27 protein-coding genes are annotated in these 23,033 nt (G+C 73.1%); 13 read left to right on the top strand and 14 right to left on the bottom strand.

Translation table 11 applies throughout. From position 1 onward, the window contains the following. Positions 1 to 128: 128 nt before the first annotated feature. Positions 129 to 356, bottom strand: coding sequence for a hypothetical protein (locus AB0G32_RS18490; RefSeq protein WP_361163859.1), 228 nt, complete (start codon positions 354 to 356; stop codon positions 129 to 131). 68 nt (positions 357 to 424) lie between these two features. Between AB0G32_RS18490 and map the strand changes: the two genes are divergently transcribed. Both map and AB0G32_RS18480 read left to right on the top strand, forming a co-directional pair. Then, a complete protein-coding gene (map, locus tag AB0G32_RS18485; protein ID WP_361163857.1) occupies positions 425 to 1,282 on the top strand; it encodes a type I methionyl aminopeptidase in 858 nt (285 codons plus the stop codon). Positions 1,283 to 1,431: 149 nt separating this feature from the next. Then, complete coding sequence (locus AB0G32_RS18480) at positions 1,432 to 2,079, top strand: biliverdin-producing heme oxygenase (RefSeq protein WP_361163855.1); 648 nt, start codon at positions 1,432 to 1,434, stop codon at positions 2,077 to 2,079. Between the two features lie 58 nt (positions 2,080 to 2,137). Here AB0G32_RS18480 and AB0G32_RS18475 read toward each other — a convergent pair whose 3' ends face one another. Both AB0G32_RS18475 and AB0G32_RS18470 read right to left on the bottom strand, forming a co-directional pair. Continuing rightward, positions 2,138 to 2,965 carry an endo alpha-1,4 polygalactosaminidase gene (locus AB0G32_RS18475; RefSeq protein WP_361163853.1) on the bottom strand — a complete coding sequence of 276 codons (828 nt, stop codon included), beginning with the start codon at positions 2,963 to 2,965 and terminating at the stop codon, positions 2,138 to 2,140. A 193-nt stretch (positions 2,966 to 3,158) separates the two neighbouring features. After that, positions 3,159 to 3,803, bottom strand: coding sequence for a PhzF family phenazine biosynthesis protein (locus AB0G32_RS18470; protein ID WP_361163851.1), 645 nt, complete (start codon positions 3,801 to 3,803; stop codon positions 3,159 to 3,161). Positions 3,804 to 3,904: 101 nt separating this feature from the next. Here AB0G32_RS18470 and AB0G32_RS18465 point away from each other — a divergent pair, with 101 nt between their 5' ends. The 3 genes from AB0G32_RS18465 to AB0G32_RS18455 all read left to right on the top strand — a co-directional run bounded on the left by AB0G32_RS18465 (position 3,905) and on the right by AB0G32_RS18455 (position 6,869). Next, a complete protein-coding gene (locus AB0G32_RS18465) occupies positions 3,905 to 4,972 on the top strand; it encodes an iron ABC transporter permease (RefSeq protein WP_361163849.1) in 1,068 nt (355 codons plus the stop codon). Beyond that, a complete protein-coding gene (locus AB0G32_RS18460; RefSeq protein WP_361163847.1) occupies positions 4,969 to 5,802 on the top strand; it encodes a heme ABC transporter ATP-binding protein in 834 nt (277 codons plus the stop codon). The genes AB0G32_RS18465 and AB0G32_RS18460 overlap by 4 nt, the downstream gene beginning before the upstream one ends. A gap of 92 nt (positions 5,803 to 5,894) precedes the next feature. Next, positions 5,895 to 6,869 (top strand): hypothetical protein, encoded by a 975-nt coding sequence (locus AB0G32_RS18455; RefSeq protein ID WP_361163845.1) that lies wholly within the window; start codon positions 5,895 to 5,897, stop codon positions 6,867 to 6,869. Position 6,870: 1 nt separating this feature from the next. Here the strand turns inward: AB0G32_RS18455 and AB0G32_RS18450 are convergent, their stop codons facing one another. From AB0G32_RS18450 to AB0G32_RS18430, 5 genes are all read right to left on the bottom strand, one after another. Next, positions 6,871 to 7,599, bottom strand: coding sequence for a bifunctional DNA primase/polymerase (locus tag AB0G32_RS18450; protein ID WP_361163843.1), 729 nt, complete (start codon positions 7,597 to 7,599; stop codon positions 6,871 to 6,873). Positions 7,600 to 7,708: 109 nt separating this feature from the next. Continuing rightward, positions 7,709 to 8,320: a TetR/AcrR family transcriptional regulator gene (locus tag AB0G32_RS18445; RefSeq protein WP_361163841.1), complete on the bottom strand. Its 612-nt coding sequence runs from the start codon at positions 8,318 to 8,320 to the stop codon at positions 7,709 to 7,711. 38 nt (positions 8,321 to 8,358) lie between these two features. Beyond that, positions 8,359 to 9,351 carry a small ribosomal subunit Rsm22 family protein gene (locus AB0G32_RS18440; RefSeq protein ID WP_361163839.1) on the bottom strand — a complete coding sequence of 331 codons (993 nt, stop codon included), beginning with the start codon at positions 9,349 to 9,351 and terminating at the stop codon, positions 8,359 to 8,361. 87 nt (positions 9,352 to 9,438) lie between these two features. Then, on the bottom strand, positions 9,439 to 10,623 hold the full coding sequence (locus tag AB0G32_RS18435) for a serine hydrolase domain-containing protein (protein ID WP_361163837.1): 1,185 nt from the start codon (positions 10,621 to 10,623) through the stop codon (positions 9,439 to 9,441). Continuing rightward, a complete protein-coding gene (locus AB0G32_RS18430; protein WP_361163835.1) occupies positions 10,566 to 11,861 on the bottom strand; it encodes a multidrug effflux MFS transporter in 1,296 nt (431 codons plus the stop codon). The genes AB0G32_RS18435 and AB0G32_RS18430 overlap by 58 nt, the downstream gene beginning before the upstream one ends. Positions 11,862 to 11,949: 88 nt before the next feature. On the opposite strand from AB0G32_RS18430, the gene AB0G32_RS18425 reads away from it, so the two are divergent. Continuing rightward, entirely contained in the window at positions 11,950 to 12,966 is a 1,017-nt protein-coding gene (locus AB0G32_RS18425; protein ID WP_361163833.1) for a Gfo/Idh/MocA family oxidoreductase, read from the top strand. 255 nt (positions 12,967 to 13,221) lie between these two features. On the opposite strand, the gene AB0G32_RS18420 is transcribed toward AB0G32_RS18425, so the two are convergent. Both AB0G32_RS18420 and AB0G32_RS18415 read right to left on the bottom strand, forming a co-directional pair. Continuing rightward, on the bottom strand, positions 13,222 to 14,193 hold the full coding sequence (locus AB0G32_RS18420) for an aldo/keto reductase (RefSeq protein WP_361163831.1): 972 nt from the start codon (positions 14,191 to 14,193) through the stop codon (positions 13,222 to 13,224). 67 nt (positions 14,194 to 14,260) lie between these two features. After that, the gene (locus tag AB0G32_RS18415; RefSeq protein WP_361163829.1) at positions 14,261 to 14,587 is read right to left on the bottom strand and encodes a nuclear transport factor 2 family protein; all 327 of its coding nucleotides are present in this window, start codon (positions 14,585 to 14,587) and stop codon (positions 14,261 to 14,263) included. A gap of 120 nt (positions 14,588 to 14,707) precedes the next feature. On the opposite strand from AB0G32_RS18415, the gene AB0G32_RS18410 reads away from it, so the two are divergent. Both AB0G32_RS18410 and AB0G32_RS18405 read left to right on the top strand, forming a co-directional pair. After that, positions 14,708 to 15,253 carry a DoxX family membrane protein gene (locus tag AB0G32_RS18410; protein ID WP_361163827.1) on the top strand — a complete coding sequence of 182 codons (546 nt, stop codon included), beginning with the start codon at positions 14,708 to 14,710 and terminating at the stop codon, positions 15,251 to 15,253. Positions 15,254 to 15,276: 23 nt separating this feature from the next. Then, on the top strand, positions 15,277 to 15,609 hold the full coding sequence (locus AB0G32_RS18405) for a MazG-like family protein (protein WP_361163825.1): 333 nt from the start codon (positions 15,277 to 15,279) through the stop codon (positions 15,607 to 15,609). 494 nt (positions 15,610 to 16,103) lie between these two features. On the opposite strand, the gene AB0G32_RS18400 is transcribed toward AB0G32_RS18405, so the two are convergent. Then, positions 16,104 to 16,778 (bottom strand): histidine phosphatase family protein, encoded by a 675-nt coding sequence (locus AB0G32_RS18400; protein WP_361163823.1) that lies wholly within the window; start codon positions 16,776 to 16,778, stop codon positions 16,104 to 16,106. Between the two features lie 158 nt (positions 16,779 to 16,936). On the opposite strand from AB0G32_RS18400, the gene AB0G32_RS18395 reads away from it, so the two are divergent. The 4 genes from AB0G32_RS18395 to AB0G32_RS18380 all read left to right on the top strand — a co-directional run bounded on the left by AB0G32_RS18395 (position 16,937) and on the right by AB0G32_RS18380 (position 20,605). After that, positions 16,937 to 17,908 carry an ABC transporter substrate-binding protein gene (locus AB0G32_RS18395; RefSeq protein WP_361163821.1) on the top strand — a complete coding sequence of 324 codons (972 nt, stop codon included), beginning with the start codon at positions 16,937 to 16,939 and terminating at the stop codon, positions 17,906 to 17,908. Positions 17,909 to 18,009: 101 nt separating this feature from the next. Then, positions 18,010 to 18,252, top strand: a complete 243-nt coding sequence (locus AB0G32_RS18390; RefSeq protein WP_361163819.1) for a DUF6411 family protein — start codon at positions 18,010 to 18,012, stop codon at positions 18,250 to 18,252. A 122-nt stretch (positions 18,253 to 18,374) separates the two neighbouring features. Then, the gene (locus tag AB0G32_RS18385; protein ID WP_361163817.1) at positions 18,375 to 19,595 is read left to right on the top strand and encodes a phospholipase D-like domain-containing protein; all 1,221 of its coding nucleotides are present in this window, start codon (positions 18,375 to 18,377) and stop codon (positions 19,593 to 19,595) included. A gap of 125 nt (positions 19,596 to 19,720) precedes the next feature. Further along, positions 19,721 to 20,605, top strand: a complete 885-nt coding sequence (locus AB0G32_RS18380) for a hypothetical protein (protein WP_361163815.1) — start codon at positions 19,721 to 19,723, stop codon at positions 20,603 to 20,605. Here the strand turns inward: AB0G32_RS18380 and AB0G32_RS18375 are convergent, their stop codons facing one another. After that, the gene (locus tag AB0G32_RS18375) at positions 20,606 to 20,881 is read right to left on the bottom strand and encodes a tetratricopeptide repeat protein (RefSeq protein ID WP_361163813.1); all 276 of its coding nucleotides are present in this window, start codon (positions 20,879 to 20,881) and stop codon (positions 20,606 to 20,608) included. A 263-nt stretch (positions 20,882 to 21,144) separates the two neighbouring features. On the opposite strand from AB0G32_RS18375, the gene AB0G32_RS18370 reads away from it, so the two are divergent. Next, positions 21,145 to 21,414, top strand: coding sequence for a hypothetical protein (locus AB0G32_RS18370; RefSeq protein ID WP_361163997.1), 270 nt, complete (start codon positions 21,145 to 21,147; stop codon positions 21,412 to 21,414). Positions 21,415 to 21,886: 472 nt separating this feature from the next. Here AB0G32_RS18370 and AB0G32_RS18365 read toward each other — a convergent pair whose 3' ends face one another. Further along, positions 21,887 to 22,090, bottom strand: coding sequence for a DUF397 domain-containing protein (locus AB0G32_RS18365; protein ID WP_361163811.1), 204 nt, complete (start codon positions 22,088 to 22,090; stop codon positions 21,887 to 21,889). Beyond that, positions 22,087 to 22,917: a helix-turn-helix transcriptional regulator gene (locus tag AB0G32_RS18360; RefSeq protein WP_361163809.1), complete on the bottom strand. Its 831-nt coding sequence runs from the start codon at positions 22,915 to 22,917 to the stop codon at positions 22,087 to 22,089. Before AB0G32_RS18360 ends, AB0G32_RS18365 begins: the two co-directional genes overlap by 4 nt. Positions 22,918 to 23,033 lie beyond the last annotated feature (116 nt).

The following is a 23,033-nucleotide window of genomic DNA, read 5'->3' as shown; positions in this document are numbered from 1 at the left end:
CTTCGCGCGGCGTCTCCCCGGGAAAGCGCGGCGCAGCCCCAGGCTTCAGGGGCGCGGGGCTGTGTCGATATGCGGCTCCGCCGCGTGGGCGCGACCAGCCACGCACCACCCGCACCCGCCCCGCGAGGTCAGTCCTCCGTGCCGCTGGCGGGCGCGTCGTGCCACTTGGGATCGTTCTCCCACTGGAGGTTGCGTTCCCGCGCCGTCCGCATCGCCGATTCCGCCTCCGCCCGCGACGCGTACGGACCGAACCGGTCCTTGGCCGGGCACTCCGGCCCCTCCTCCACCTTCTGATGCTCAAGGCAGTAGTACCACTCGCCCGGTTTTCCGACCGTACGCTTCTTGAACAGGGCCATCGCCGGCTCCTTCCGCCAGATGTCGCGAGGGACATGGTCTCGTATGCCCGCTGGTTAAACTCGCTGACATGTCTGGCCAGTCGCTGCTCGTACCAGGGGACCTGTCTCCCACCCGTTCCGTACCCGGAAACATCCGCCGGCCCGAGTACGTCGGCAAGCCCGCGCCGACGCCGTACACCGGCCCGGAGGTGCAGACGCCCGAGACGATCGAGGCGATGCGGGTGGCCGGGCGGATCGCCGCGCGGGCGATGGCCGAGGCGGCGAAGCTGATCGCGCCGGGCGTCACCACCGACGAACTGGACCGGGTGGCGCACGCCTACATGTGCGACCACGGCGCCTACCCCTCGACGCTCGGCTACCGCGGCTTCCCCAAGTCGCTGTGCACCAGCGTCAACGAGGTGATCTGCCACGGCATCCCGGACTCGACCGTGCTGCGCGACGGCGACATCGTCAACCTGGACGTGACGGCGTACATCGGCGGTGTGCACGGCGACAACAACGCCACCTACCTGGTCGGTGACGTGGACGAGGAGAGCCGGCTGCTGGTCGAGCGGACCCGGGAGTCGCTGAACCGCGCGGTCAAGGCGGTCCGGCCGGGCCGCCAGATCAACATCATCGGCCGGGTCATCGAGTCGTACGCGAAGCGGTTCGGGTACGGCGTGGTGCGGGACTTCACCGGGCACGGGATCAACTCCTCGTTCCACTCCGGGCTGATCGTCCCGCACTACGACAGCCCGCACGCGACCACCGTGATCCGCCCCGGGATGACCTTCACCATCGAGCCGATGCTGACGCTGGGCACCCACGAGTACGACATGTGGGACGACGGCTGGACGGTGGTGACCAGGGACCGCAGGCGGACCGCCCAGTTCGAGCACACCCTCGTCGTCACGGACACCGGCGCGGAGATCCTCACGCTGCCGTAGTACCCGCCGCGCGCCTGCCGCAGACCCGCTCTCCGGACCCGCTCTCCTTTGGAGGGCGGGTCTTTTCGCGCGCCACTGGGTACGCTTTTACCGACAGGCCGTCGGCAACCTATTGACTTAGGTTAGCCTAACCATAGAAGATCGGGCGTATGGACTCCTTCTCGACGCTCATCCGCACCGCCTCCCACGCGCAGCACGTGGAGGCCGAGACCTCGACGTTCATGAGCGACCTGCTCGGCGGCCGGCTCGGCGTGGCCGCCTACGCGCGGTACACCGAGCAGCTGTGGTTCGTGTACGAGGCGCTGGAGGCCGCCGCCGGGCGGCTCGCGGCCGATCCGGTGGCGGGGCCCTTCATCCGGCCGGAGCTGCTGCGGCTGCCCTCGCTGGAGCGGGACCTGGCGCATCTGCGGGGCGCGGACTGGCGCGGCGGGCTGGCGCCGCTGCCGGCCACCGAGGAGTACGCGGCCCGGGTGCGGGAGTGCGCCGAGCAGTGGCCGGCGGGTTACGTCGCCCATCACTACACGCGCTACCTGGGCGACCTCTCCGGCGGCCAGATCATCCGCGACAAGGCCGAGCGGACCTGGGGTTTCGCGAAGAAGGGCGACGGGGTCCGGTTCTACGTCTTCGAGGAGCTCGGCAACCCGGCCGCGTTCAAGCGCGAGTACCGGGAGCTGCTGGACGGCATCCGGGCCGACGAGCTGGAGCGGCAGCGGATCGTGGCCGAGTGCAAGCGGGCGTTCGCGCTGAACACGGCGGTGTTCCGGGCGCTGGGCGAGGAGTTCCCGCTCAGCGCGTAGCGGGTGAGGGGGCGCCGGGCCGGGGCGGTGCTCCGCTCCGGCGCCCCTGTTCAGGGGGTCAGCAGGTCTCGCGGACGTACTCGTCGCTGTCCGGGGTCAGGACGTCGTAGTCGCGCTTGACGATGCTGAGCGTGTCGCCCCAGCCGGCGCAGGCGTTGGCCATGCCCTCGTCGTCGTACTCGATGACGATCACGTGGTCGTCGAACGCGTCGGTGTAGGTGTCGCACTCCTCGTACTTGCCGCACTCCTCGGCCACCGCGAAGTCGAGGCCGTTGGCCTCGCGGTTCTCGGCCAGGTCGGCGGCGTTCTTCTGGGCGATCGCCAGGCCGGCGGCGTGCGCGCGGTCGGCGAGCCGCTGGATCAGGTCCTGGGCCTGGGCGGCGTCGAGCAGGTCGGAGAAGCGGTCGTAGGTGTCGTAGTTGTCCGGCTCGACCGCCTGGTAGCCCTTGGCCGCGCAGTCGTCGATCCAGCCGCCCACCTTCTCGGCGATGGCCTTGCGGTTGTCCTCGGTGGTGATGTCCAGGACGGCCTCGCCGGCCCACTCGTCGTCGTAGACGACATTGCCGTCGGCGTCCTTGAGCAGCAGGTCCTTCCACTCGTCGGTGGCGCCGGGCTGGGTCTGGAAGGCGTTGACGTAACAGATGTTGTACAGGCCGCCGACCGGGGCGTCCTCGTGGTCGCGGGTGACCACCTCCACCCCGCTGGGCGGGGTGTACGCGCCGCCGATCTGGTAATCGAAGCCGGCGCCGGCCGGCGGCAGGGTGACCGTGGCGGCGGTGGCGTTGCCGGGGGCGCACACCAGGGCGGCCAGCGCCGCCGCGCCGGCCGCCGTCAGGGCAGTACGGGAGTGCAGGGCAGTACGGGAGTGCAGGGGAGAACGGCTCATCCTTCGAGCTCCATGTGTTGCGGATACGTCCCCGCCTCGGACGCCGTACGGCGGTCCTGGCGACTCGGTCCGGGCTGCTGGCTGGGGGCGCCAATTACCGGCTGGGCGTACCTCTTTGCCGGCTGTGGGGGCCAGCGTCGCCCGAGTAAATCGATCACTTGTTGCCCTGTCAAGAACGGCGGATGACGGGCAGTCAGCGCTCCAGCAACACCCGTCCGCCGATCTCCACCCAGCCGCCCGGCTGCGGTGCGGTCAGGAGCTGCGATCCGGCGCCCTGGGTGATGTTGAGGGCGCGGCCCAGCCGGTCGGTGAGCAGCAGGGCCGCGGCTCCCGTCGCCTCGTCCTCGTCGATGCCGTCGTCCCGGCCGGGGAAGGCCCGGGCCCGGACTCGGCCGGCCGCCTCGTCCTCCCAGGCCCAGGCGTAGATCCACTCCCCCTTGGGCGGCACCGGCAGGTCGTCGACCTCGGCGGGGGCGGCGTACTGGCGCAGGGTGCGCGGCGGGGCCCACTCGGCGCGCGCCTCGATCCAGCTGAACTCCCCGTCCTGCCGGGCGCCCACCGTCCCGGCCGGGGTGACCAGTTCGGGCACGTCCAGCAGCCAGGCGGTGCCGACGCAGGGGTGGCCGGCGAAGGGCAGCCGCAGGGTGGGGGTGTAGATGTCGACGACGCCGCGCTCGGGGTCGTCGACGAACACGGTCTCGCTGAAGCCGAGTTTGCCGGCGAGGGCCTGCCGGTCCGCCGGGTCAGGCAGCACGGAACCCTCCCGGACGACGCCGAGTTCGTTGCCGTAGCCGCCGTTCGCCGCGCAGAAGACGCGCAGCACGTCGTAGTCAGTCACGGGAGCATTGAAACACCGGGGGCGCCGGGGTCTTCGGTGGCGGAACTTCGGCACCGGGACTTCGGTGGCGGGGGTAGGCAAGGCTAACCTAAGCTGTGCCGATGACCTCTGTGGACACCGTGGGCGAGAGACCGGTGGGCCGGCGTTCGGCCGCCTGGCCGCTGACCGCCGGGCTGGCCGTCGCGCTGCTGCTCCTGGTGCCGGTCGCGGCCGGCACCGGCGCCTATCCGGTGCCGGTCGGTGACGTGGTCGGCTCGGCGCTGCACCGGACCGGGCTCGGCGGCTTCGAACTGGACCGGGTCGCCGAGTCGGTGCTGTGGAACGTACGGTTCCCGCGGATCGTGCTGGCGCTGCTGGTCGGCGCCTCGCTGGGCTGCGCGGGCGCGCTGATGCAGGGCGTGTTCGGCAATCCGCTGGCCGAACCGGGCGTCATCGGCGTCTCCTCGGGCGCGGCGGTCGGCGCGGTCGCCACGATCGCCTTCGGCCTGGACTTCCTCGGCAACTGGACGGTGGCCGCCTTCGCCTTCGCCGCCGGTCTCGGCACCGTCCTCGTGGTGTACGCCATGTCCCGTTCCGGGGGCCGCACCGAGGTGGTGACGCTGATCCTGACCGGCATCGCGGTGAACGCCTTCGCGGGCGCGCTGATCGGCCTGTTCCTGTTCTTCGCGGACACCGCCGCCGTCAACCAGATCACCTTCTGGCAGCTCGGCTCGCTCGCCCAGGCCACCTGGCCGAAGGTGCTCGCCGTACTGCCGTGCGCGGCGCTCGGCCTGGGCCTCGCCCCGCTGTACGCCCGCCGCCTGGACCTGCTCGCGCTCGGCGAACGGCCCGCCCGGCACCTGGGGGTGGACGTGGAACGGCTGCGGATCGTGCTGGTGCTGGTCATCGCGCTGCTGACGGCGGCGGCGGTGAGCGTGGCCGGGGTGATCGGCTTCGTCGGGCTGGTCGTACCGCATCTGCTGCGGATGGTGGCCGGCCCCGGCCACCGGTTCCTGATCCCGGGCAGCGCCCTGCTCGGCGCGCTCGTGCTGCTCGCCGCCGACCTGGCGGCCCGGACCGTCGCGCAGCCCGCCGAACTCCCGCTCGGGGTGCTGACGGCGCTGCTGGGCAGTCCGTTCTTCTTCTGGCTGCTGCGCCGCACCCGGCGCAGGCAGGGAGGCTGGGCATGAGACCGCTGCGGTTCCTGCGGTCCCGGCCGGCGCCGCCCGCCCCGGCCGCGCCCGGCGACGTACTGGCCGAGGCCGAGGCGGTACGCGTCCGCCTGGGCGGCCGTCCGGTGCTGGACGGCGTCGACGTCACCGTCCGGGCCGGCCAGCTGCTGGCGCTGGTCGGCCCCAACGGGGCGGGGAAGTCCACCCTGTTGGCCGCCCTGGCCGCCGACCTGCCGGCCACCGGGGGCGTGGTCCGGATGCACGGACGGCCGGTGTCCGCCTGGTCCCCGGCCGAACTGGCGCTGCGCCGGGCGGTGCTGCCCCAGTCGGCGGCGCTGTCCTTCCCCTTCCCGGTCGCGGAGGTGGTCCGGATGGGCCGCGCCCCCTACGCCGGTACGCCGGCCGCGGACCAGGACGACGCGGTGGTGGCCGAGGCGATGGCCCGAACCGAGGTGAGCGCCTTCGCCGGACGGCCGTTCGCCGCGCTGAGCGGCGGCGAACGCGCCCGGGTGGCGCTGGCCCGGGTCCTGGCCCAGCGCACCCCGCTGCTGCTGCTCGACGAGCCGACCGCCGCGCTGGACCTGCGCCACCAGGAACTGGTGCTGCGGCTGTGCCGGGAGCGGGCCCGGGCCGGGGACGCGGTGGTCGTCGTCCTGCACGACCTGGGCCTGGCGGCGGCCTACGCGGACCGGGTCGCGGTGCTGCGGGCCGGCCGCCTGGCGGCCGACGGACCGCCCGCCGAGGTGTTCCGCGACGACCTGCTCTCCGAGGTCTACGACCAGCCCGTGGAGGTACTCCCGCACCCGCGCACCGGCGCCGTCCTGGTCACCCCGCGCCGGGACCGCTGAGCACCGGCCGATCCGGAACCGCATCCCGGCGTCCGCGTGCCGCCGGGCACCGGTAGGGTTCGCCTCCGGGAAGGGGAAGGTGAAGGAACCTGATGAGCAGGCTTGACCGGAGCGTCCTGACAGGAGCCGCCGTCGTCGCTCTGTCGTTGACGGCGAGCGGGTGCGTGGTGGTGCACGGCGAGCGCGAGGTGCTGCCCGGGGCGACCCGCGCGGAAGCCGCCGAGGCCCTGAAGGAGTTCACCGCCGCGTACAACAAGGCCGACAAGGCGTACGACGGTTCCCTGGACGCCGAGTACACCACCGGCGCCCTCGCCGACATCGACTCGGCCCGGCTGAAGGCCGGCAAGGCCAACAACCCCGACGGCAACCCGTCGCACACCCCGCTGAAGCTGTCCGACGCCAAGTTCACGATCCCCGAGAAGGCCGGCTGGCCGCGCTGGTTCGTGGCCGACGCCCGCGGCAACAAGGGCGGCGACGTGCGCTGGCTGCTGGTGTTCACCCGGGACGGCCTGGACGAGACCTGGCAGGCGGCGTACCTGACCCTGGTCTCCCCCGACGACGTGCCCGAGTTCAAGACCGACCAGGACGGCTGGGCGGAGGCCGTCTCCGCCAACACCGCCCAACTGGCGGTCAGCCCGGCCAAGTTGAGCAAGGGCTACACGGGCTACCTCCAGGACGGCGGGGACGCCTTCGCGGCCGGCTCGAACACCAGCGCCTGGCGGGCCCAGCGCGAGACGCAGGCGAGCCGGCCGGGGCTGGCCACGCAGTACATCGACGAGCCGCTGACGGAGGGCGACTACGCGCCGCTGGCGCTGCGCACGAAGGACGGCGGGGCGCTGGTGTTCTTCACCACCCGGCACTTCGAGAAGCAGACCGCCGCGCGCGGCGCGTCGGTGCCCACGCCGAACCGGGACGTACTGGCGCTGACCGACGGGGAGATCAAGCAGACGCTGACGATGGAGTTCGTCTCCAACGAGGTCGCCCTCGACCCGGCGGCGGACTCGGCCGAGGACGAGGTGACGATCCTGGGGCGGGTGCAGGGACTGACCTCGGCGAAGGGCGAGTAGGTCAGTGCCGCAGCGGCCAGGCGGTGTCCGCCTGGTCGGCGTCGCCGCCGGCGTGCCGGGCGCACGCGTCGGTGAGCGCCTCCAGCAGGGTGAGCGGGTCCGGCAGCGGATGCTCCGGGCCCCGGACCCAGTGCACACCGTGGTCGCCGGGGAGCCGGGCGGGCGGCACCAGGACGTAGGAGCCGCGGCAGTGCCAGCGCAGGCCCGGGTGTTCGTCCGTGGTGTCGGGGTGGCAGTCCAGCTCGCACGGCCACCACTCGTCCTCGTCCTCGGGGGTGCCGCGGGTGAGGGTGAAGAAGAGCATCCGGCCGTCGTCGCTCTCGGCGACCGGGCCGACCTCGACGCCGGTGCCCAGCAGGCGCTCCAGCGCCTCGCGGCCGGCCTGGAGGGGGACGTCGAGGACGTCGTGCACCATGCCGGTGGCGGTGACGAAGTTGGCCCCCGGCTGGTGGCGGGCCCAGCGCTCGATCTGCGCGCGGTCGGTCGTGGACTGGGTCTGCCAGGCGAACGAGACGGGGTGCCGGGCCGGGGTGGGACAGCCCACGCGGTCGCAGGAGCAGCGGTACCCGGCCGGGTGGGCGGCGGGCGCGAGCGGCAGTCCGGCCGCGGCGGCGGCGAGCAGCAGGGCCTCCCGGCCGCCCTCGTCGGCGGCGGGTTTCGGGCGGCGTCCGCGCAACCACTGGGAGAGCCTGTCCTGTAGGCCGCTACGGCCGCCGAACTCCGCGCTCATCTATCCCCTCGCCTCGCCGTCGTGCGCATCAGCATGCCCCATGGTCGCACCATTCCGTGCGTCGGGGGCCGGGAAGGGACAAAGTTCCCAGGTCAACAGGGCCCGCCGGTCAGCGCGGGGCGAGACCGTTCAGGGCGTAGTCGACCAGGGTGTCGGTGTACTCGTGGGAGAACGGCGCCGTGTGCTGGAGCCAGCGCTGCGCGAGCGGCGAGACGAACAGCTCCAGGGCGATGCGCGGATCGATCTCCGGGCGGACCTGGCCGGCCCGCTGCGCCGCCCGCAGCCGGTCGACGTGGAGCTGGAGCGAGGGCTGGAGCAGTTTGGCGACGACGACCCGGCCCAGTTCCTCGTTCACCACGCCCTCGGCGGCCAGGGCCCGGGCGGGGACGTCGAACCTGGGGTCGCGCAGTCCGTCGACGGTGGCCCGCAGCACGGCCTTGAGGTCGGCGGCGAGGTCGCCGGTGTCCGGGAGGGCGGGCGGCTTCGGCCCGTCGCCGAGGTCGAGGAACGCCTCCAGCAGGACGTCCGCCTTGGAGGACCACCAGCGGTAGATGGTCTGCTTCCCGACGCCGGCCCGGGCGGCGATGCCCTCGACGGTGGTCCTCGGGTAGCCGACCTCGCCGACCAGCGCGAGGGCGGCGGCGTAGATGGCCCGGCGGGACTTCTCGCTGCGGCGCCGGGGGGCGGGGGCCGGGTCGGGGGCGGGGTCGGATGCGGGCATGGGCCGAATCTACCAGGGCGGCAAGACGGTGCGTCTCGTCACGCGGGCGGCCAAGGGTCTCCCCAGTCGGTGTCCCGGGCCGCCCGGTACAGGTCGCCGTGGCGTTTGGTGACCGTGCTGCGGCGCAGTGCCGGTTCGGTCTCGCACAGGTCGAGCAGCACCTGTCCCTTGCGCAGTTGCGGGCGCCGGACCACGCGGGCGGCGGCCGGGTCGGCGGGCCGCCGGGTGGCGGCGACGTAGGCGAACTTCTCGTCCTCGTAGGCGAGCGAGCCGCCCTTGACCTGGCGGTGCAGGGAGGAGCGGCTGACCCGGGCCGAGAAGTGGCACCAGTCGGTGCCGGGGGCGATGGGGCAGGCGGCGCTGTGCGGGCAGGGGGCGGCGATCCGGAATCCGGCGGCGATCAGCCGGTCGCGGGCCTCGATGGTCCGGGCGTAGCCGTCGGGGGTGCCGGGCTCGACGATCACGACGGCGCGCGCGGCGGCCGCGGTGGCGTCGACGAGGGCGGTGCGGTCGGCGGCGGCCAGCTCGTTGAGGACGTAGGAGACGGTGACGAGGTCGGTGGGCGCCAGGGTGAGCGCCGCTCCGATCCGCGCGCGCTGCCAGCGTACGGCGGTCAGGGCGGGGTCGGCGGCGGCGATCTCCCGGCCGAGCGCGAGGGCGGGCTCGGCCCAGTCGAGCACGGTCGAGTCGCGCGGCCCGTCCCAGGTGGCGCCGACCGCCCAGGTGGCCGCGCCGGTGCCGCCGCCGAGGTCGGTGTGGGTGGCGGGGGCCCAGCCGGGCACGGCCGCCGCGAACGCGGCCAGCGCGGAGCGCACCGCCTCGAAGGTGGCGGGCATCCGGTAGGCGGCGTAGGCGGCCACGTCGGCGCGGTCGCGCAGGATGGGCGCGTCGGTCGGGGTGGCCCCGCGGTAGTTGGCGATCAGCCGCTCCACGGCCCGTGCGGCCTGCCGCGGCGGCAGCCCGTCGAGCAGCCCGGCGAGGGCGGTGCGCAGGGTGTCGGCGGCGGAGGGGGCGGGGGCGGGGGCGTTCACCCGGCGATTCTAAAGGCGAGCGGTGGCCGCCGAGCCGTGCGCGGTCCGCTCGGGCGAGCGGGGCCCGTGCCGCCGGGGCGCCGGCGGTCACCGCCCCCGCACCGCCCGCGCCACCTCCGTCGCCGTGGCCGCCCGGGGCCGGCTGTCCGGTGGGCGGCGGCAGGGGTGGACCGTGTTGGCGAGCAGCACCACGAACGTGTCGGTGGCCCGGTCGAGGATCAGGCTGGTCCCGGTGAAGCCGGTGTGGCCGGCCGCCCCGCGCCCGGCCAGTTCCCCCATGAACCACGGCTGGTCGAGGGCGAAGCCCAGGCCCGGCGGCGTGAGCAGCAGTTCCACGAAGTCGGGGCCGAGGATGCGGGCCGGCCCGTAGGAGCCGCCGGCCAGCAGCGCCCGGCAGAACACCGCCAGGTCGCGGGCGGTCGAGAACAGCCCGGCGTGCCCGGCCACCCCGCCCAGCGCCCAGGCGTTCTCGTCGTGCACGACCCCGCGCAGCATGCCGCGGTCCGCCTTGGCCCACGGCCGCCGCTGGTCCTCGGTGGCCGCCGCCCCCGGGCACGGCCCGAAACAGGTGGCGGTCATGCCCAGCGGCCGGGTGATGCCCTCGTGGACCAGGACGTCCAGCGCCCGGCCGGTGATCCGCTCCAGGACCTGCTGGAGCAGCAGCATGTTCACGTCGGAGTAGCGGTACGTGCCGGCCGCCCCGGCCGGCGCCTCGGCCCGCAGCCGCGCCAGGCGCTCGGCGTCGTCGGCACAGTCGTACAGCGGCAGTTCGGGCCGCAGCCCGGAGGTGTGGGTGAGCAGCTGGCGCACCGTGAGCCGGTGCGCGGCGGCGGCGCGGAAGTCCGGCAGGTATCCGCCGACCTCGGCGTCGATGCCGAGGGTGCCCCGCTCGATCTGCTGCACGGCGGCGACCGCGGTGAACAGCTTGGTCAGGGAGGCCAGGTCGAAGGGGGTGCCGGCGGTCACCGGCACCCGGGCGGCGGCCGGCAGTTCCACCCCGGCGCCGCCCCGGGGGTCGTACGCCGCGTAGCGCACGGCCCAGCCCGCCGCCTCCTCGACGGCGAGCACCGGCCCCCGCCCGACGGCCAGCACGGCCCCGGCCGCCCAGGGGCGGTCCCCGGCGGTGAGGCCGTGGACCGTCGCGGCCAGCCGACGCAGCCGGTCCGGGTCCAGTCCGGCCCGTTCCGGCACGTCGCTGCGCAGTCTCGGTGCGCTCAGCTGTCCGCTCCCTCCGCGACCGCGACGGCGTCGCCCGCCTTCCAGGGTCGGCACATTCCCACGAAGCACCCCGCCGCCACCAGCGCCGCGCCCAGTTGGACGACGGCCATGGGCAGCGCGCTGTCCTCCCCGGCCACGCCGACCAGCGGCGAGGCGATCGCGCCGACCAGGAAGGAGGACGTGCCGAGCAGCGCGGAGGCGGAACCGGCGGCGCGGCGCACCCGCAGCAGACCCAGCGCCTGGGTGTTGGGCAGGGTGATGCCCATCGCGGACATCAGCACGAACAGCGCGGCGGCGACCGGCGCGAGCCCCACGTCGCCGAAGGCACCCAGGGTCATCAGCAGCAGCGCCGTCGCGGCGGCGACGACGACCGCGAGGCCGACGGCCAGCACCCGTTCCAGTGCGACCCGGCCGACGAGCACCTTGCCGTTGAGCTGGCCGGCCAGCACCAGACCGACCGAGTTGAGGCCGAACAGCAGGCTGAACGTCTGCGGGGAGGCGCCGTAGATCTCCTGGACCACGAACGGGGAGGCGGAGATGTAGGCGAACAGCGCGGCGAAGGCGAACCCGCCCGCCAGCATGTACCCGGTGAACGCCCGGTCGGCGAGGTGGCCGCGCATCGACCGCAGCGCCTCGCCGACCCCGCCGGCGTGCCGTTCGGTGGCCGGCAGCGTCTCCGGCAGCCGGGCCCAGACGGCGGCGCCGAGCACCAGCCCGACGCCGGTGAGCACGGCGAACACGCCCCGCCAGTCGGTGAACCGCAGCACCTGGCCGCCGATCAGCGGCGCGGCGACCGGCGCCACCCCGGAGATGAGCATCAGGGTGGAGAAGAACCGGGCCATGGCGGCGCCGTCGTACAGATCGCGTACGACGGCCCGGGCGATGACGATGCCGGCCGCGCCCGCGAGTCCCTGCGCCAGCCGGAAGGCGACGAGGAGTTCGACGTTCGGCGCCACCGCGCACAGGGCGGTGGCGACGACGTAGACGGCGAGGCCGGCCAGCAGCGGGCGGCGGCGGCCCAGCCGGTCGCTCAGCGGTCCGACGACGAGCTGGCCGAGGGCCATGCCGGCCAGGCAGGCGGTCAGCGTGAGCTGCACGGTGGCGGCGGGCGCGTGCAGCGACCCGGTGACCTCGGGCAGGGCGGGGAGGTACATGTCCATCGACAGCGCGCCGATCGCGGTCATGGAGCCGAGGACGAACGTGACGACCGGGCCGGCGGGCGGGCGGACGGCCGCCGCGGGCTCCGTCGGCCCCTGTGACGTGCGTGTGGCGGACCCCCTTGGCTCCGGCATGTGTCCCTCCCCCTTAGGCAGACCCGCCACCTATGCTCTCAGCTCGGACGATCAGTTCGTACGACAATTGCGTGAGGGTGGGGCAGCAGTGGCCGAACAGAAGGTGCGCTGGGGAGTTCTGGCGACCGGCGGGATGGCGGCGACGTTCACGGCGGATCTGGTGGATCTGCCGGACGCGGAGGTGGTGGCGGTGGCGTCGCGGACCGAGGCGTCGGCGCGGGCGTTCGCGGAGCGGTTCGGGATCGCGCGGGCGTACGGCGACTGGGAGACGCTGGCGCACGACGCGGACGTCGACGTGGTGTACGTCGCCACCCCGCACGCGGCGCACCGGGCGGCGGCCGGCCGCTGCCTGGAGGCGGGCCGGGGCGTGCTGTGCGAGAAGCCGTTCACGCTGAACGCCCGGGAGGCGGCGGAACTGGTCGCCCTGGCCCGGGACCGCGGCAGCTTCCTGATGGAGGCCATGTGGATGTACTGCAACCCGCTGGTGCGCCGACTGAAGGCACTGGTCGACGACGGCGCGGTCGGTGAAGTGCGCACGATCCAGGCCGACTTCGGGCTGGCCGGCCCGTTCCCGCCGGCGCACCGGCTGCGCGACCCGGCCCAGGGCGGCGGCGCCCTGCTCGACCTCGGCGTCTACCCGGTCTCCTTCGCGCAGTTGCTGCTCGGGGAGCCGTCGGGGGTGACGGCGAGCGCGACGCTCTCCGAGGAGGGCGTCGACCTCCAGACCGGCGCGCTGCTCTCCTGGGAGAACGGCGCGCTCGGCGCGCTGCACTGCTCCATCGTCGGCGGTACCGCCAACTCCGCCTCGATCACCGGCTCGGCCGGCCGCATCGACGTACCGAACGGCTTCTTCTTCCCCGACCACTTCGTACTGCACCGGGACGGCCGTGACCCCGAGGAGTTCACGGCCGACCCGGCCGACGGGCCGCGGGCCAGCCTGAAGCACGAGGCCCGGGAGGTGATGCGGGCGCTGCGCGCCGGGGAGACCGAGTCCCCGCTGCTCCCGCTGGACGGCACCCTCGCGGTGATGCGGACGCTGGACGCGATCCGGGAGCGGGTCGGGGTCCGCTACCCGGGCGAGGAGCCGGTGGCCGCGGCGGTGTGAGGCCGGGCGGATCTCGATCTCCACGAGCGGAGTCATCGGGTCCGCGGTATTGCGGCCGGTAGCTGACTTATGCTCAACTCTTCTTCACCGAAGCTCCACACTCGGAGCGCCGGTGGGCAGTTGTCTGCCACGGACCATCCCGAGGGGGGATGAGAGCAGCCGTTCCGCGCTACCGGCAGGGGGTGGCCCGCGAGATCTCGCGAGGTGCACGCCAGTACGCGGGACGGCTGCCGCAGGCCCGTGCGGTGCCGGGCGTCAGCGCCCCAGGATCCGTTCGACTTCGGCCGTCTGCGCCTCGCCCAGCGGTCCCTTCGCCATCGCGCCCGCGTTCTCCTCGGCCTGCGCGACCGACCGGAACCCGGGGATGGGGACGGTGCGCGGGCCGCGCGCCCACAGCCAGGCCAGGGCGCCCTGGGTGAGCGTACGGCCGTCGCTGGTCAGCACCTCGCGCAGCGCCTCGACCCGGGCCAGCCACTCGGGATCGGCGCCGCCGCCGTCCCCGAACCCTGGCAGCCAGGCGGGCGGGGCGCTGCGGATGTCGCCCGCCGCCGGGGTCCGGCCGCCGCCGTGCCCGCCGGTGAGCAGCCCCATGGCGAGCGGACTGCGGATGACGCCCACCAGGTCCGCCGTCTCGCACAGGGCGTGCATCTCGGGAGCGTCCTGGAGCACGTTGGCCCGGTACTGCACGGCCGCGCAGTGCCGGCCGGCCGCGAACACGGCGGCCCGCCCGGGATCGTCGGTGGACCAGCCGTACGCCCGGACCAGCCCTTCCTTCACGAACTCCTCGCAGGCGTCGCGCAGTTCGGCGGCCCGGCGCGGGTCGACGTCGCCGAGGTGGAGCTGGTAGAGGTCGACGTGGTCGGTGCCGAGGCGGGTCAGGGAGGCGGTCAGCGCGCGGCGGGCGTACTCCGGTGTGTCGTCGGCGCCGGTGAGGGTGCGGGTGCGCTCGTCGAAGAGGTTGCCCCACTTGGTGGCGACTCTCACCTCGGCCCGGCGGCGGCCGAGGGCCCGGCCCAGCAGCCGTTCGCCGTGCCCGGCGCCGTAGACGTCCGCCGTGTCGAAGAAGGTGACGCCGAGGTCGAGGGCGCGCCGCACCGCCCGTACCGACTCCTCGTCGTCGGTCCGGCCCCAGCCGAGCGGCTGCCCGGCGGTGTCCCACCACTCCCCGGCGATCGCCCAGCACCCGAACCCGAGCACCCTGTCGCTGCTTTCACGGATCTTCTGCATGGCCGGGACGCTAGGAGTTGAAGCGAACCCGAAGGCAAGCCCGCTTTCGCCGAGTTGCCGGCCGCCGTCACGCCTGCCCGGTCTCGAACCGGGTGATCTTCCCGTCCTGGCCGACGGTGAACGCCCACCGGGTGCGCATCTCGCCCCAGGTGTCGTTGCGGTGGCGGGCGACCAGCGCCCGGCCGCCCCGCGACTCCCGGTCGACCTCCAGGTGCCCGTGGGAGGAGAAGATCTCCCGGTCGATCCAGTCGTCGAGGTCCCGGTCGGCCCCGTCGTCGGACATGGTGGCGTCGGGCGCGAGCAGCGCGAGGAAGGCCGCGCGGTCGTGGGCGTTCACCGCGGCGACGAAGGCACGGACGGCCGGGTCGCTCAGTCGGGTCGGCTGAATCGTCATGCCGGCAGCCTCACACCGCCCGCCGGGCCCCGCCACCCGAACGGCACTCGCGGCAGGCCCACCCGCCCCGTGCGGTGCGACGGTGGGAGATGTGCGGATAGCCGACCTGAGGGAGCCACCATGACCTGCTGCTACGACCGGCGCGACCTGGGCCTGCTGCTGCTCCGGCTGGGGACCGGCGGGGTGCTGGCCGCGCACGGCGCGCAGAAGCTGCTCGGCTGGTTCGGGGGCGGCGGGATCGAGGGGACCGGGCAGGCCATGGAGTCCATGGGCTACGTGCCGGGCAAGGTGAGCGCGACGCTGGCGGGGGCGGCGGAGGCGGGCGGCGGACTCCTGCTGGCGATGGGCCTGGCCACCCCGGCCGCGGGCGCGGCGGCGGCCGGCGCGATGGCGGGCGCGGCGGCCGTGCACGCCCCGAACGGCTTCTTCGCGCAGGAGGGCGGCTACGAGTACGCCGCGTCCCTGGGCCTGACGGCGGCCGGCCTCGCGGTCACCGGACCGGGCCGGCTCTCCCTCGACGCGGCCCTCGGGCACACGGTCAACCGGAACTGGATGGTGCCGGTGGCGTTCGCGGTGACGGCCGCGGCGACCGCGCTGGTGGTCGGCGGCCGCAACCGCCGGCTCCGGAAGGCGGCGGCCACCGAGCAGGAACCTCTGTTCGACTGACGTGTCGTGGCAGGCTGCCCGTCATGGACGACGAGCGCACCGACCTGTTCCCCGTCATCGACGGCCTGTGGCAGTGGCTGGAGACGACCCAGCCCGAGACGGCCGGCCGCGAGGGCCTGCTGCTGCGCCTGCTGAAGCTGTCGGAGGAGGTCGGTGAGGTCGCCGAGGCGGTGATCGGCGCGACCGGCCAGAACCCGCGCAAGGGCGTCACCCACACCTGGGAGGACGTCGAGGCGGAACTGTGCGACGTGGCCATCACGGCCCTGGTGACCCTGCGCACCCTGACCCCCGAGGCACCGCAGGTGTTCGAACGACATCTGGCACGGGTGGCGGCGCGGTCGCGCGGCGGTCGGTGAGCCCTGGGGGCGACTCCCGGCCTCAGCCGCCGGCCCGGGGAGCGCCTCGCCGCCGGACCGCCTTCACCTCCCCGGGGGGACCCGGGCCTCAGCCGCCGGTCTCGGGGGGGGCGCCTCGCTGGGCGAACCGTCGAGGAGGACGACACCGACGCCTCAGCCGCCGACCCCGGGAAGCGCCTCGCCGGGCGAACCGTCAAGGACGACTACACCAGCGCCTCAGCCGCAGGCCCCGCCCCGGAACGCGCCTCACCGGCCGGACCACCCTCGCCTCCCCGGGGGGCGGACCCGGGCCTCAGCCGTCGGCCCCGGGAAGCGCCTCGCCGGGCGAACCGTCGAGGACGACTACACCAGCGCCTCAGCCGCAGGCCCGGCCCCGGAACGCGCCTCACCGGCCGGACCACCCTCGCCTCCCCGGGGGGCGGACCCGGGCCTCAGCCGCCGACCCCGGGAAGCGCCTCGCTGGGCGAACCGTCGAGGACGACGACACCGACGCCTCAGCCGTCGGCCCCAGGAAGCGCCTCGCCGGCCGGACCGCCCTCGCCGTCCTCCGCCCCGGCACCCTCCGGACCCAGCGGCCGCCCCTCCCACTGGAGCACCCGCCAGCCCTCACCGGGCGAACCGTCGAGGACGACGACACCGGTGTTCCCCAGCGGGTGCGCCGCCGCGTACGCCACGTCGACGTTGGCCGCCCGCGCGGCCACCCACGTCCGGATCATCGCCCCGTGGCTGACCATGGCCACCGTGTTGGCGCCGGACTGCGCCGCCTCGGCGACGACGGCGTCGAAGCGGCCCAGCGCCGTCACCCCGTCCTCGCCCCCGGGCAGGCCCCGGCCGGTGTCCCCGGCGGACCAGGCGAGGGCGGTGGCGAGGTAGCGGGCGGCGGCCTCCTCGTCGCCCCGCATCTCCAGTTCCCCCGCGGCCACCTCCCGCAGCCCGTCCCGGACCCGCGGCGCCAGCCCGGTGGCGGCGGCCAGCGGCGCGGCGGTCAGCTGGGTGCGCACCAGCGTGGAGACGTACAGCGCCTCGATCCGCTCCGCCGCCAGCGCCTGCGGCAACGCCGCGGCCTGCTCCTGCCCCAGCGGCGTCAGCCCCGGCCCCGGCGCCGCGGTGTCCAGCAGGTGCTTGCGGTTGGACGGGGTCTGACCATGGCGGATGAGCAGCAGGCGCATACGGGAACCTCCGGAAGCGGATCACAGGGCGGCGGAACGATCCTTTCCACTCTGCCACCGCCGGTCCCCGGTCCCGCCCACGGTGCTGACAGCACGCGGCGGCCTCTATACATTGCTCGCACCGCACCATCGGCCCGTGCCACCCCTCTGGAGGGCTCATGCGCAGGCGCGTTCTGGGGTTCGCCGCAGCGATGATCACGCTGGCCGGTGTCACGGGGTGCGGTTCGTCCTCGTCTCCGCAGCAGGACGAGTCGTCCCGTACGACCCGGGTGACGGTCGGCGTCATCCCGATCGTCGACGTGGCCCCGCTCTACCTCGGGCAGAAGAAGGGCTTCTTCGCCGACCGGGGCATCGACGTGCGGGCGGTGCCGGCCCAGGGCGGCGCGGCGATCGTGCCGAGTGTGCTGAGCGGGCAGTTCCAGTTCGGCTTCAGCAACCCGACGTCGCTGATGATCGCCCAGGTCAAGGGCGTACCGGTGCGGTCGGTCGTCAACGGCGCGGCCTCCAACGGCAAGGTGGGCGGCGACGTCACCTGCGTGGGTGTCGCCGAGGACAGCCCGGTCCGGTCGGCGAAGGACCTCGCCGGGCGCACCGTGGCCGTCAACGCGCTCCAGAACATCGGCGACACCACGGTCCGGGAGGCGGTCCGGGCGGACGGCGGCGACCCGTCCGAGGTCGAGTTCGTCGAGATCCCCTTCGACCAGATGCCGGCCGCGCTGGCCGACGGCCGGGTGGACGCCGCGTGGATGGGCGAACCGGCCCAGACGATCGCCAAGTCCCAGGGCGCCCGGGTGATCGCGTCCCCCTTCGCGGAGACGGACCCGGCCCTGACGGTGGCGACGTACTTCACTTCCGCCGAGCTCCAGCGGGAGAACCCGGAGCTGGTGCGGAACTTCCGCGCGTCGATGACCGAGTCCCTGCGCTACGCCTCCGCCCACCCCGACGAGGCCCGCCAGATCCTCACCGAGTACACGAAGATCAGCCCCCAGGCCAGGCAGGACCTCATCCTCCCCGCCTGGCCGGCCGAGGTGGACATGCCGTCCCTGAAGAAGCTGGCGGAGCTGAGCGAGGCGGACGGGCTGTTCGGCGAGCACGGGGAGAAGCTGGACCTGGACGCCTTGTTCGGCTGACGGGCCCTGGCCCGCCCGGCCGCCGCGGCCGGTGCCCGGACGGCATGGCCGCGAGTCCGCCGGGCATGCGGAAGGCACGTCTCACGTCGAGGAGTTCCGCCATGATGATCGTCGGCATAGTCGCCGTGTGTGTCGTTCTCGCCGTACTCGCCTTCCTCCTGCCGCGCCTGTCGCACCACCCGCAGCGCGGCACCCAGCGCACGCTCGACGTCGGCTCACGAACCGGCGGCAAGGCCCCCGGCCTGCTCGGCCGCGTCCTCAGCAAGCCCTTCCGCAGCAGTTCCAAGGCGGTCGGCCGCAGCGGCTCGGCGGGCCGCCGGGCCCGTGGCCGCATGCCGTTCTGACTCCGGGCAAGGACACTCCCGCCCCTCCCCGCGCCGGCCAGTCCAGTCCAGTCCAGCCCAGTCCAGTCCAGTCCAGTCCAGTCCAGTCCAGTCCAGTCAAGTCAAGTCAAGTAAGGAAGAGAATGACCGACACCGACACCCAGTCCATACCGGACACCGCGGACGGCCCGCTCACCGGCAGGGCGGCCGGTGAGCGGGCCGTGCGGATCCGGCGCCGGCTGGAGCGGCTGATCGGCATCGCGGCCACCGAGGGCAACGAGCTGGTCGCCCTGCGCAACGGCGACGAGATCTTCCCCGCCATGCTCGACGCCATCCGGTCCGCCGAGCACACGGTGGACATGATGACCTTCGTGTACTGGAAGGGCTCCGTCGCCCGCGAGTTCGCGCACGCGCTGGCGCAGCGGGCCCGGGGCGGGATCCGGGTACGGCTGCTGCTGGACGGCTTCGGCAGCCGGCTCATCGACAAGGACCTGCTGGCGGAGATGGGCCGCGCGGGCGTACAGGTGGCCTGGTTCCGCAAGCCGCTGTACCTCTCGCCCCTCAAGCAGAACCACCGCTGCCACCGCAAGGTGCTGGTCGTGGACGAGCGGACGGCCTTCACCGGCGGCGTGGGCATCGCCGAGGAGTGGTGCGGCGACGCCCGCGGCCCGCACGAGTGGCGGGACACCCATGTGCGGGTGCGCGGACCGGCCGTGGACGGCATCGCGGCGGCGTTCGCGCAGAACTGGGCCGAGTGCCACGACGAGCTCTTCGACGACCGCGACCGGTTCACCGGCCACCGCCCGCAAGGTGACGCGGTGGTGCAGGTGGTGCGCGGTTCGGCCAGTTTCGGCTGGCAGGACATGCAGACCCTGCTCCGGGTCATGATCGAGTCGGCCGAGGAGCGGTTCCGGCTGGCCACCGCCTACTTCTCCCCGGACGCCTATTTCATCGAACTGTTGTGCGCCGCCGCCCGGCGCGGCGTGGAGGTGGAGATCCTGCTCCCCGGCCCGCACACCGACAAACGGGTCTGCCAACTGGCCGGTCAGCACTACTACGAGGACCTGCTCGGCTGCGGAGTGAAGCTGTACCAGTACCAGCCGACGATGCTGCACACGAAGGTCATCACCGTGGACCGCACGGCGGCGCTCGTCGGCTCGACCAACTTCAACCGGCGCTCCCTGAACCACGACGAGGAAGTCATGCTCGCCGTCCTGGACGAGGAGTTCACCGCGACCCTCGACGCCCACTTCGACGCCGACCGGGCGGCGAGCCGGTCCATCCAGCCCGGCCGCTGGAGCAGACGCTCCCCGCTCCAACGCGCCCGCGAGTACGCGGTCCAGCCGATCCGACGCTACCTGTGACGCATCGACGACCGCACTCAACTCGTCGCCCTCACAAGCGTATTGACGTATCTCCGGGGCACTCGGGTCGGCAAGCCGGCCCCGTCGCGTGGTGGCCGGCAGCGACGGATGAGATGGGGTCTCGTATGCGCAGCAGGGGGACGAAAACCGGCGCGATCACGGTTGCCGCGCTGCTGGGAGGTGCCGTCCTCGCCGGATGCGGTGCGGACGGTACGGACGGTACGCCGAAGGCACGGGACGGCAGCGCCTCGGCGAGCGCGAGCAGCAGCAGCCCGGCCGCCCAGGAACCGGGCACGGCGGAGGTACGGGCGGCCTACGACAAGACAGCCGAGGCCGAGTCGGCGCGGACGACGATCGACATGGAACTCGCCGCCGGCGGCCGGACGGTCACCTCCGAGGGCAAGGGCGCGATCGACCTGGCCGAGGGCGACAGCGTCATGACCATCACCGCGCAGGACACGGCCATCGAGCAGCGCGTTGTCGACCAGGTCCTCTACCAGCAGGTCCCCGACCAGCAGGCGTCGGCCGGCAAGCCCTGGATCAGCGTCGATCTGGCGAAGGTCGCCGCCCAGCAGGGCCTGAGCACCCAGCAGATCGGTGACCCTGCGCAGACCGCCGCCTTCGCGAAGGCGATCACCGACCAGGACGTCGCCGAGGTCGGCCCCGAGCAGGTCGGCGGGGTCGACACCACGCACTACAAGGTCTCCGTGGACGTCTCCCGGCTGCCGGCCGGCGAGCTGCTGGCCGGGCAGCTCGGCCCGACACTGCCGATGCAGGTGTGGCTCGACGACCAGGGCCGGCTGCGCCGCCAGCAGCTCGACATCACCGTCGAGGCCCCGGCGTCGGCGTCCGCGACCGCCCAGGGCAGCGCGTCCCCGCAGCAGCTGCGGATGAGCACGGTGATGACCTTCTCGGACTTCGGCACCGAGGTCGACGCCGAGGCCCCGCCGGCCGGCCAGGTGACCGACATGACCGACCAGACCCTCAAGGGCACCCAGGGGCAGGGCTAGTCATCTTCGATCCGGCCGGTAGGTGTCCAGGAGCCGCCGCCCCGCCACCGTGAACGGATGCTCGGGGCCCAGGCCGCGCTCGCGCCGGGCGACGACATCGGTCATCAGCCCGATCGCCTCGTCCGGCCGGCCGAGCGCGGCCCGGGTGCGGGACAGCAGCTGGCTGATCCGCCGGGCCGTCGGGTACGAGTTCGTCCAGCTTCGGCACAGTTCCCCGGCGGCGTCGGGCCGGCAGACGATCAACTGCAGCAGCAAGCCCTGCCTCTGCGGGCGCACTTCGTCGAGGGTCTACCGAACCTGCTCGCACTCGGTGGCCACGGTCCAGACCCGTTCGGGCGGCATCCGACGCCAGAGCCGCGCGAACCCGTCACGCGTGCGCTGCCAGGCATCCGCTGCCGTCAACGTGACCAGGGCGGTTCCCACGCTCTGCGCGAGAGCGGTCACTGCCGGGTCCCTGACAGGCCGGACCCGACACATGGCCAGGGCAGCCGGCTGCGGGCTACAGTGAAGCTTTCCGGTCGATCGAGGGGGCGATGAACATGGCCAGGCCTTGGGAAGCGGATCCGGGCACGAATTTCAAAAGGCGCTTGGGAAAAACACCGCAAGAACTCGGGATTACCACAGGAACCCCCGACTGTCCCGACATCTGGGAACTCGCCAACGGGGACATCGCTGTCATCGGCCGCGACCTGACCGAGCCGCTCGGCGAGAACCTCCCCGAGGGAGTCTCGATCGGGTCGGACGAACGCCTCGTGGTCATCCCCAGGAACATGCTCATCGCGGCGAAACCGGACATCCCCAGTGCCTGACTCCTTCCCCACCGGCGTCGGCAAGCGCCTGGATGTCCTACCTACCACACGGACCTCGGCAAGCTCTGCACCAGTGGCATCGGCTTCCTGAACAAGCTGGAGCGCGGCTTCGCCAGCTGGGAGGCATGGAATTCCCGAGAAGATCCACCCGGCGCCGTAAGTCGTCGTCCTCGGCAATGCGGTGATGTACGGGGTCATTTATGACGACGACGGAAACGCGGACAGAGCCAACCGTTATACCGACGGCTCACTGATCCGGGGAACGAATTGGAGATTCGATTCGCTCCGTAAGCGCGGTGAAGATTTCCACGCGTTCTTCGAGCGGGAGACAGCCTTCTGACACCGCCGCGGGGGGGCGGGTGCCCAGACGAGATCTCGCGGTTCGCGGTGATAAGCGAGGGGGAGTCGCCTCCCTCGCTCTTCGGATGCAGACGCACAGGGCCCTCGGCACCAGCCGAGGGCCCTGCTCCTGTCAGGGGGCCGCGAATCCGACGAACGCGGTCCACGCCGCAGGGTCCACGGTGAGTGCGGCGCGGGTCTTGTCCTTGGAGTCACGGACGTGAACCTCGCCCGGGCGAGCGGCGACCTCGACGCATTCGCCGCCCGAGCCTGTGCTGTAACTGCTCTTGAACCAGGCCGACTCAGGAACCGGCTTTATGAGCTTCTGGGCGTTCATCTCTCTCCAAGCAACTTCTCGATGAGGGCCAGCGACTCGCGCGGAGTGAGCGCCTGGGCCCGGAGGATGCCGTACTGCTCCTCGATCTCCCGAACCTGTCTCCGCTCCGTGTAGAGACGGCTGTCCTTGTACGCCTCCACGTAGGCGATCCTCTGCCCATCGTGCCTCTCGATCAAGGTGAAGGGCCCTTCCAACCCGGCGTGCTCGTCCCGCTCGATCGGCATCACCTGGATCTCCACGTTCCGCCGCTGCCCGTGCAACAGGACCTGTTCCAACTGGCCCTGCATCACAGCCCGTCCACCAAGGGGTCGACGCAGAACGAACTCCTCGATGACAAAGCTGATGGTGGGCAGAAGCGGCCTGGAAAAGATCTCCTGACGTGCCAGGCGAGCCGCCACCCGCTGGTTGATGGTCTCCTCGTCCAACAGAGGGCGCCACATGGAGAACACCGCCCGTGCGTACTCCTCCGTCTGAAGAAGCCCCGGTACTGCCTTGGTCGCGTACACATGCAGTGCTGCCGCCTTGGCCTCCAACCGGGCCGCGTCCCGGAAGAACGCCGGATACTGCGCCCGAGCCACCTCCCCCTTGCTCGCCTTCAACACCCCGCACGCTTCGAGGACCTCATCGGCCCGGTCGATGAACTTCGGCGGCGGGATGCGTCTGCCCTGCTCGAACGACGCGATGGTCGAGGCCGAGTACCCGGTCAGCGCCCCGAGCCGGGCCCGGTCCATCCCCGCCCGCTCCCGGAACAGCTTCAACTGCCGCCCGAACACACACAGGATGCCCGTCCCGAACTCGTACTCCGGCTGCTGAACTTCGTCGTCCACGCCGCAACTCCTCCCGTACGACCTGCACAGTCACTGGACGCACGTCGCGTACAGGCGCTCCGGCGACGGGTACAGCCCACACCCGTCAATGCGTCACTCCTGTTCAACGCTACGCA

It is taken from the genome of Streptomyces sp. NPDC023723 (assembly GCF_040639815.1).
GTDB lineage: Bacteria > Actinomycetota > Actinomycetes > Streptomycetales > Streptomycetaceae > Streptomyces.
This window is presented reverse-complemented; position numbering and strand designations above follow the sequence as displayed.

Excerpts from the sequence above, each read along its gene's own strand:
- AB0G32_RS18465 (WP_361163849.1), top strand. The coding sequence starts at position 3,905 with ATGACCTCTGTGGACACCGTGGGCGAGAGACCGGTGGGCCGGCGTTCG.
- AB0G32_RS18370 (WP_361163997.1), top strand. The coding sequence starts at position 21,145 with ATGGCCAGGCCTTGGGAAGCGGATCCGGGCACGAATTTCAAAAGGCGC.
- map (WP_361163857.1), top strand. The coding sequence starts at position 425 with ATGTCTGGCCAGTCGCTGCTCGTACCAGGGGACCTGTCTCCCACCCGT.
- AB0G32_RS18410 (WP_361163827.1), top strand. The coding sequence starts at position 14,708 with ATGACCTGCTGCTACGACCGGCGCGACCTGGGCCTGCTGCTGCTCCGG.
- AB0G32_RS18400 (WP_361163823.1), bottom strand. The coding sequence starts at position 16,778 with ATGCGCCTGCTGCTCATCCGCCATGGTCAGACCCCGTCCAACCGCAAG.
- AB0G32_RS18430 (WP_361163835.1), bottom strand. The coding sequence starts at position 11,861 with ATGCCGGAGCCAAGGGGGTCCGCCACACGCACGTCACAGGGGCCGACG.
- AB0G32_RS18450 (WP_361163843.1), bottom strand. The coding sequence starts at position 7,599 with ATGAGCGCGGAGTTCGGCGGCCGTAGCGGCCTACAGGACAGGCTCTCC.
- AB0G32_RS18445 (WP_361163841.1), bottom strand. The coding sequence starts at position 8,320 with ATGCCCGCATCCGACCCCGCCCCCGACCCGGCCCCCGCCCCCCGGCGC.
- AB0G32_RS18420 (WP_361163831.1), bottom strand. The coding sequence starts at position 14,193 with ATGCAGAAGATCCGTGAAAGCAGCGACAGGGTGCTCGGGTTCGGGTGC.
- AB0G32_RS18480 (WP_361163855.1), top strand. The coding sequence starts at position 1,432 with ATGGACTCCTTCTCGACGCTCATCCGCACCGCCTCCCACGCGCAGCAC.
- AB0G32_RS18455 (WP_361163845.1), top strand. The coding sequence starts at position 5,895 with ATGAGCAGGCTTGACCGGAGCGTCCTGACAGGAGCCGCCGTCGTCGCT.
- AB0G32_RS18385 (WP_361163817.1), top strand. The coding sequence starts at position 18,375 with ATGACCGACACCGACACCCAGTCCATACCGGACACCGCGGACGGCCCG.
- AB0G32_RS18395 (WP_361163821.1), top strand. The coding sequence starts at position 16,937 with ATGCGCAGGCGCGTTCTGGGGTTCGCCGCAGCGATGATCACGCTGGCC.
- AB0G32_RS18380 (WP_361163815.1), top strand. The coding sequence starts at position 19,721 with ATGCGCAGCAGGGGGACGAAAACCGGCGCGATCACGGTTGCCGCGCTG.
- AB0G32_RS18475 (WP_361163853.1), bottom strand. The coding sequence starts at position 2,965 with ATGAGCCGTTCTCCCCTGCACTCCCGTACTGCCCTGCACTCCCGTACT.
- AB0G32_RS18490 (WP_361163859.1), bottom strand. The coding sequence starts at position 356 with ATGGCCCTGTTCAAGAAGCGTACGGTCGGAAAACCGGGCGAGTGGTAC.
- AB0G32_RS18415 (WP_361163829.1), bottom strand. The coding sequence starts at position 14,587 with ATGACGATTCAGCCGACCCGACTGAGCGACCCGGCCGTCCGTGCCTTC.
- AB0G32_RS18365 (WP_361163811.1), bottom strand. The coding sequence starts at position 22,090 with ATGAACGCCCAGAAGCTCATAAAGCCGGTTCCTGAGTCGGCCTGGTTC.
- AB0G32_RS18405 (WP_361163825.1), top strand. The coding sequence starts at position 15,277 with ATGGACGACGAGCGCACCGACCTGTTCCCCGTCATCGACGGCCTGTGG.
- AB0G32_RS18460 (WP_361163847.1), top strand. The coding sequence starts at position 4,969 with ATGAGACCGCTGCGGTTCCTGCGGTCCCGGCCGGCGCCGCCCGCCCCG.
- AB0G32_RS18390 (WP_361163819.1), top strand. The coding sequence starts at position 18,010 with ATGATGATCGTCGGCATAGTCGCCGTGTGTGTCGTTCTCGCCGTACTC.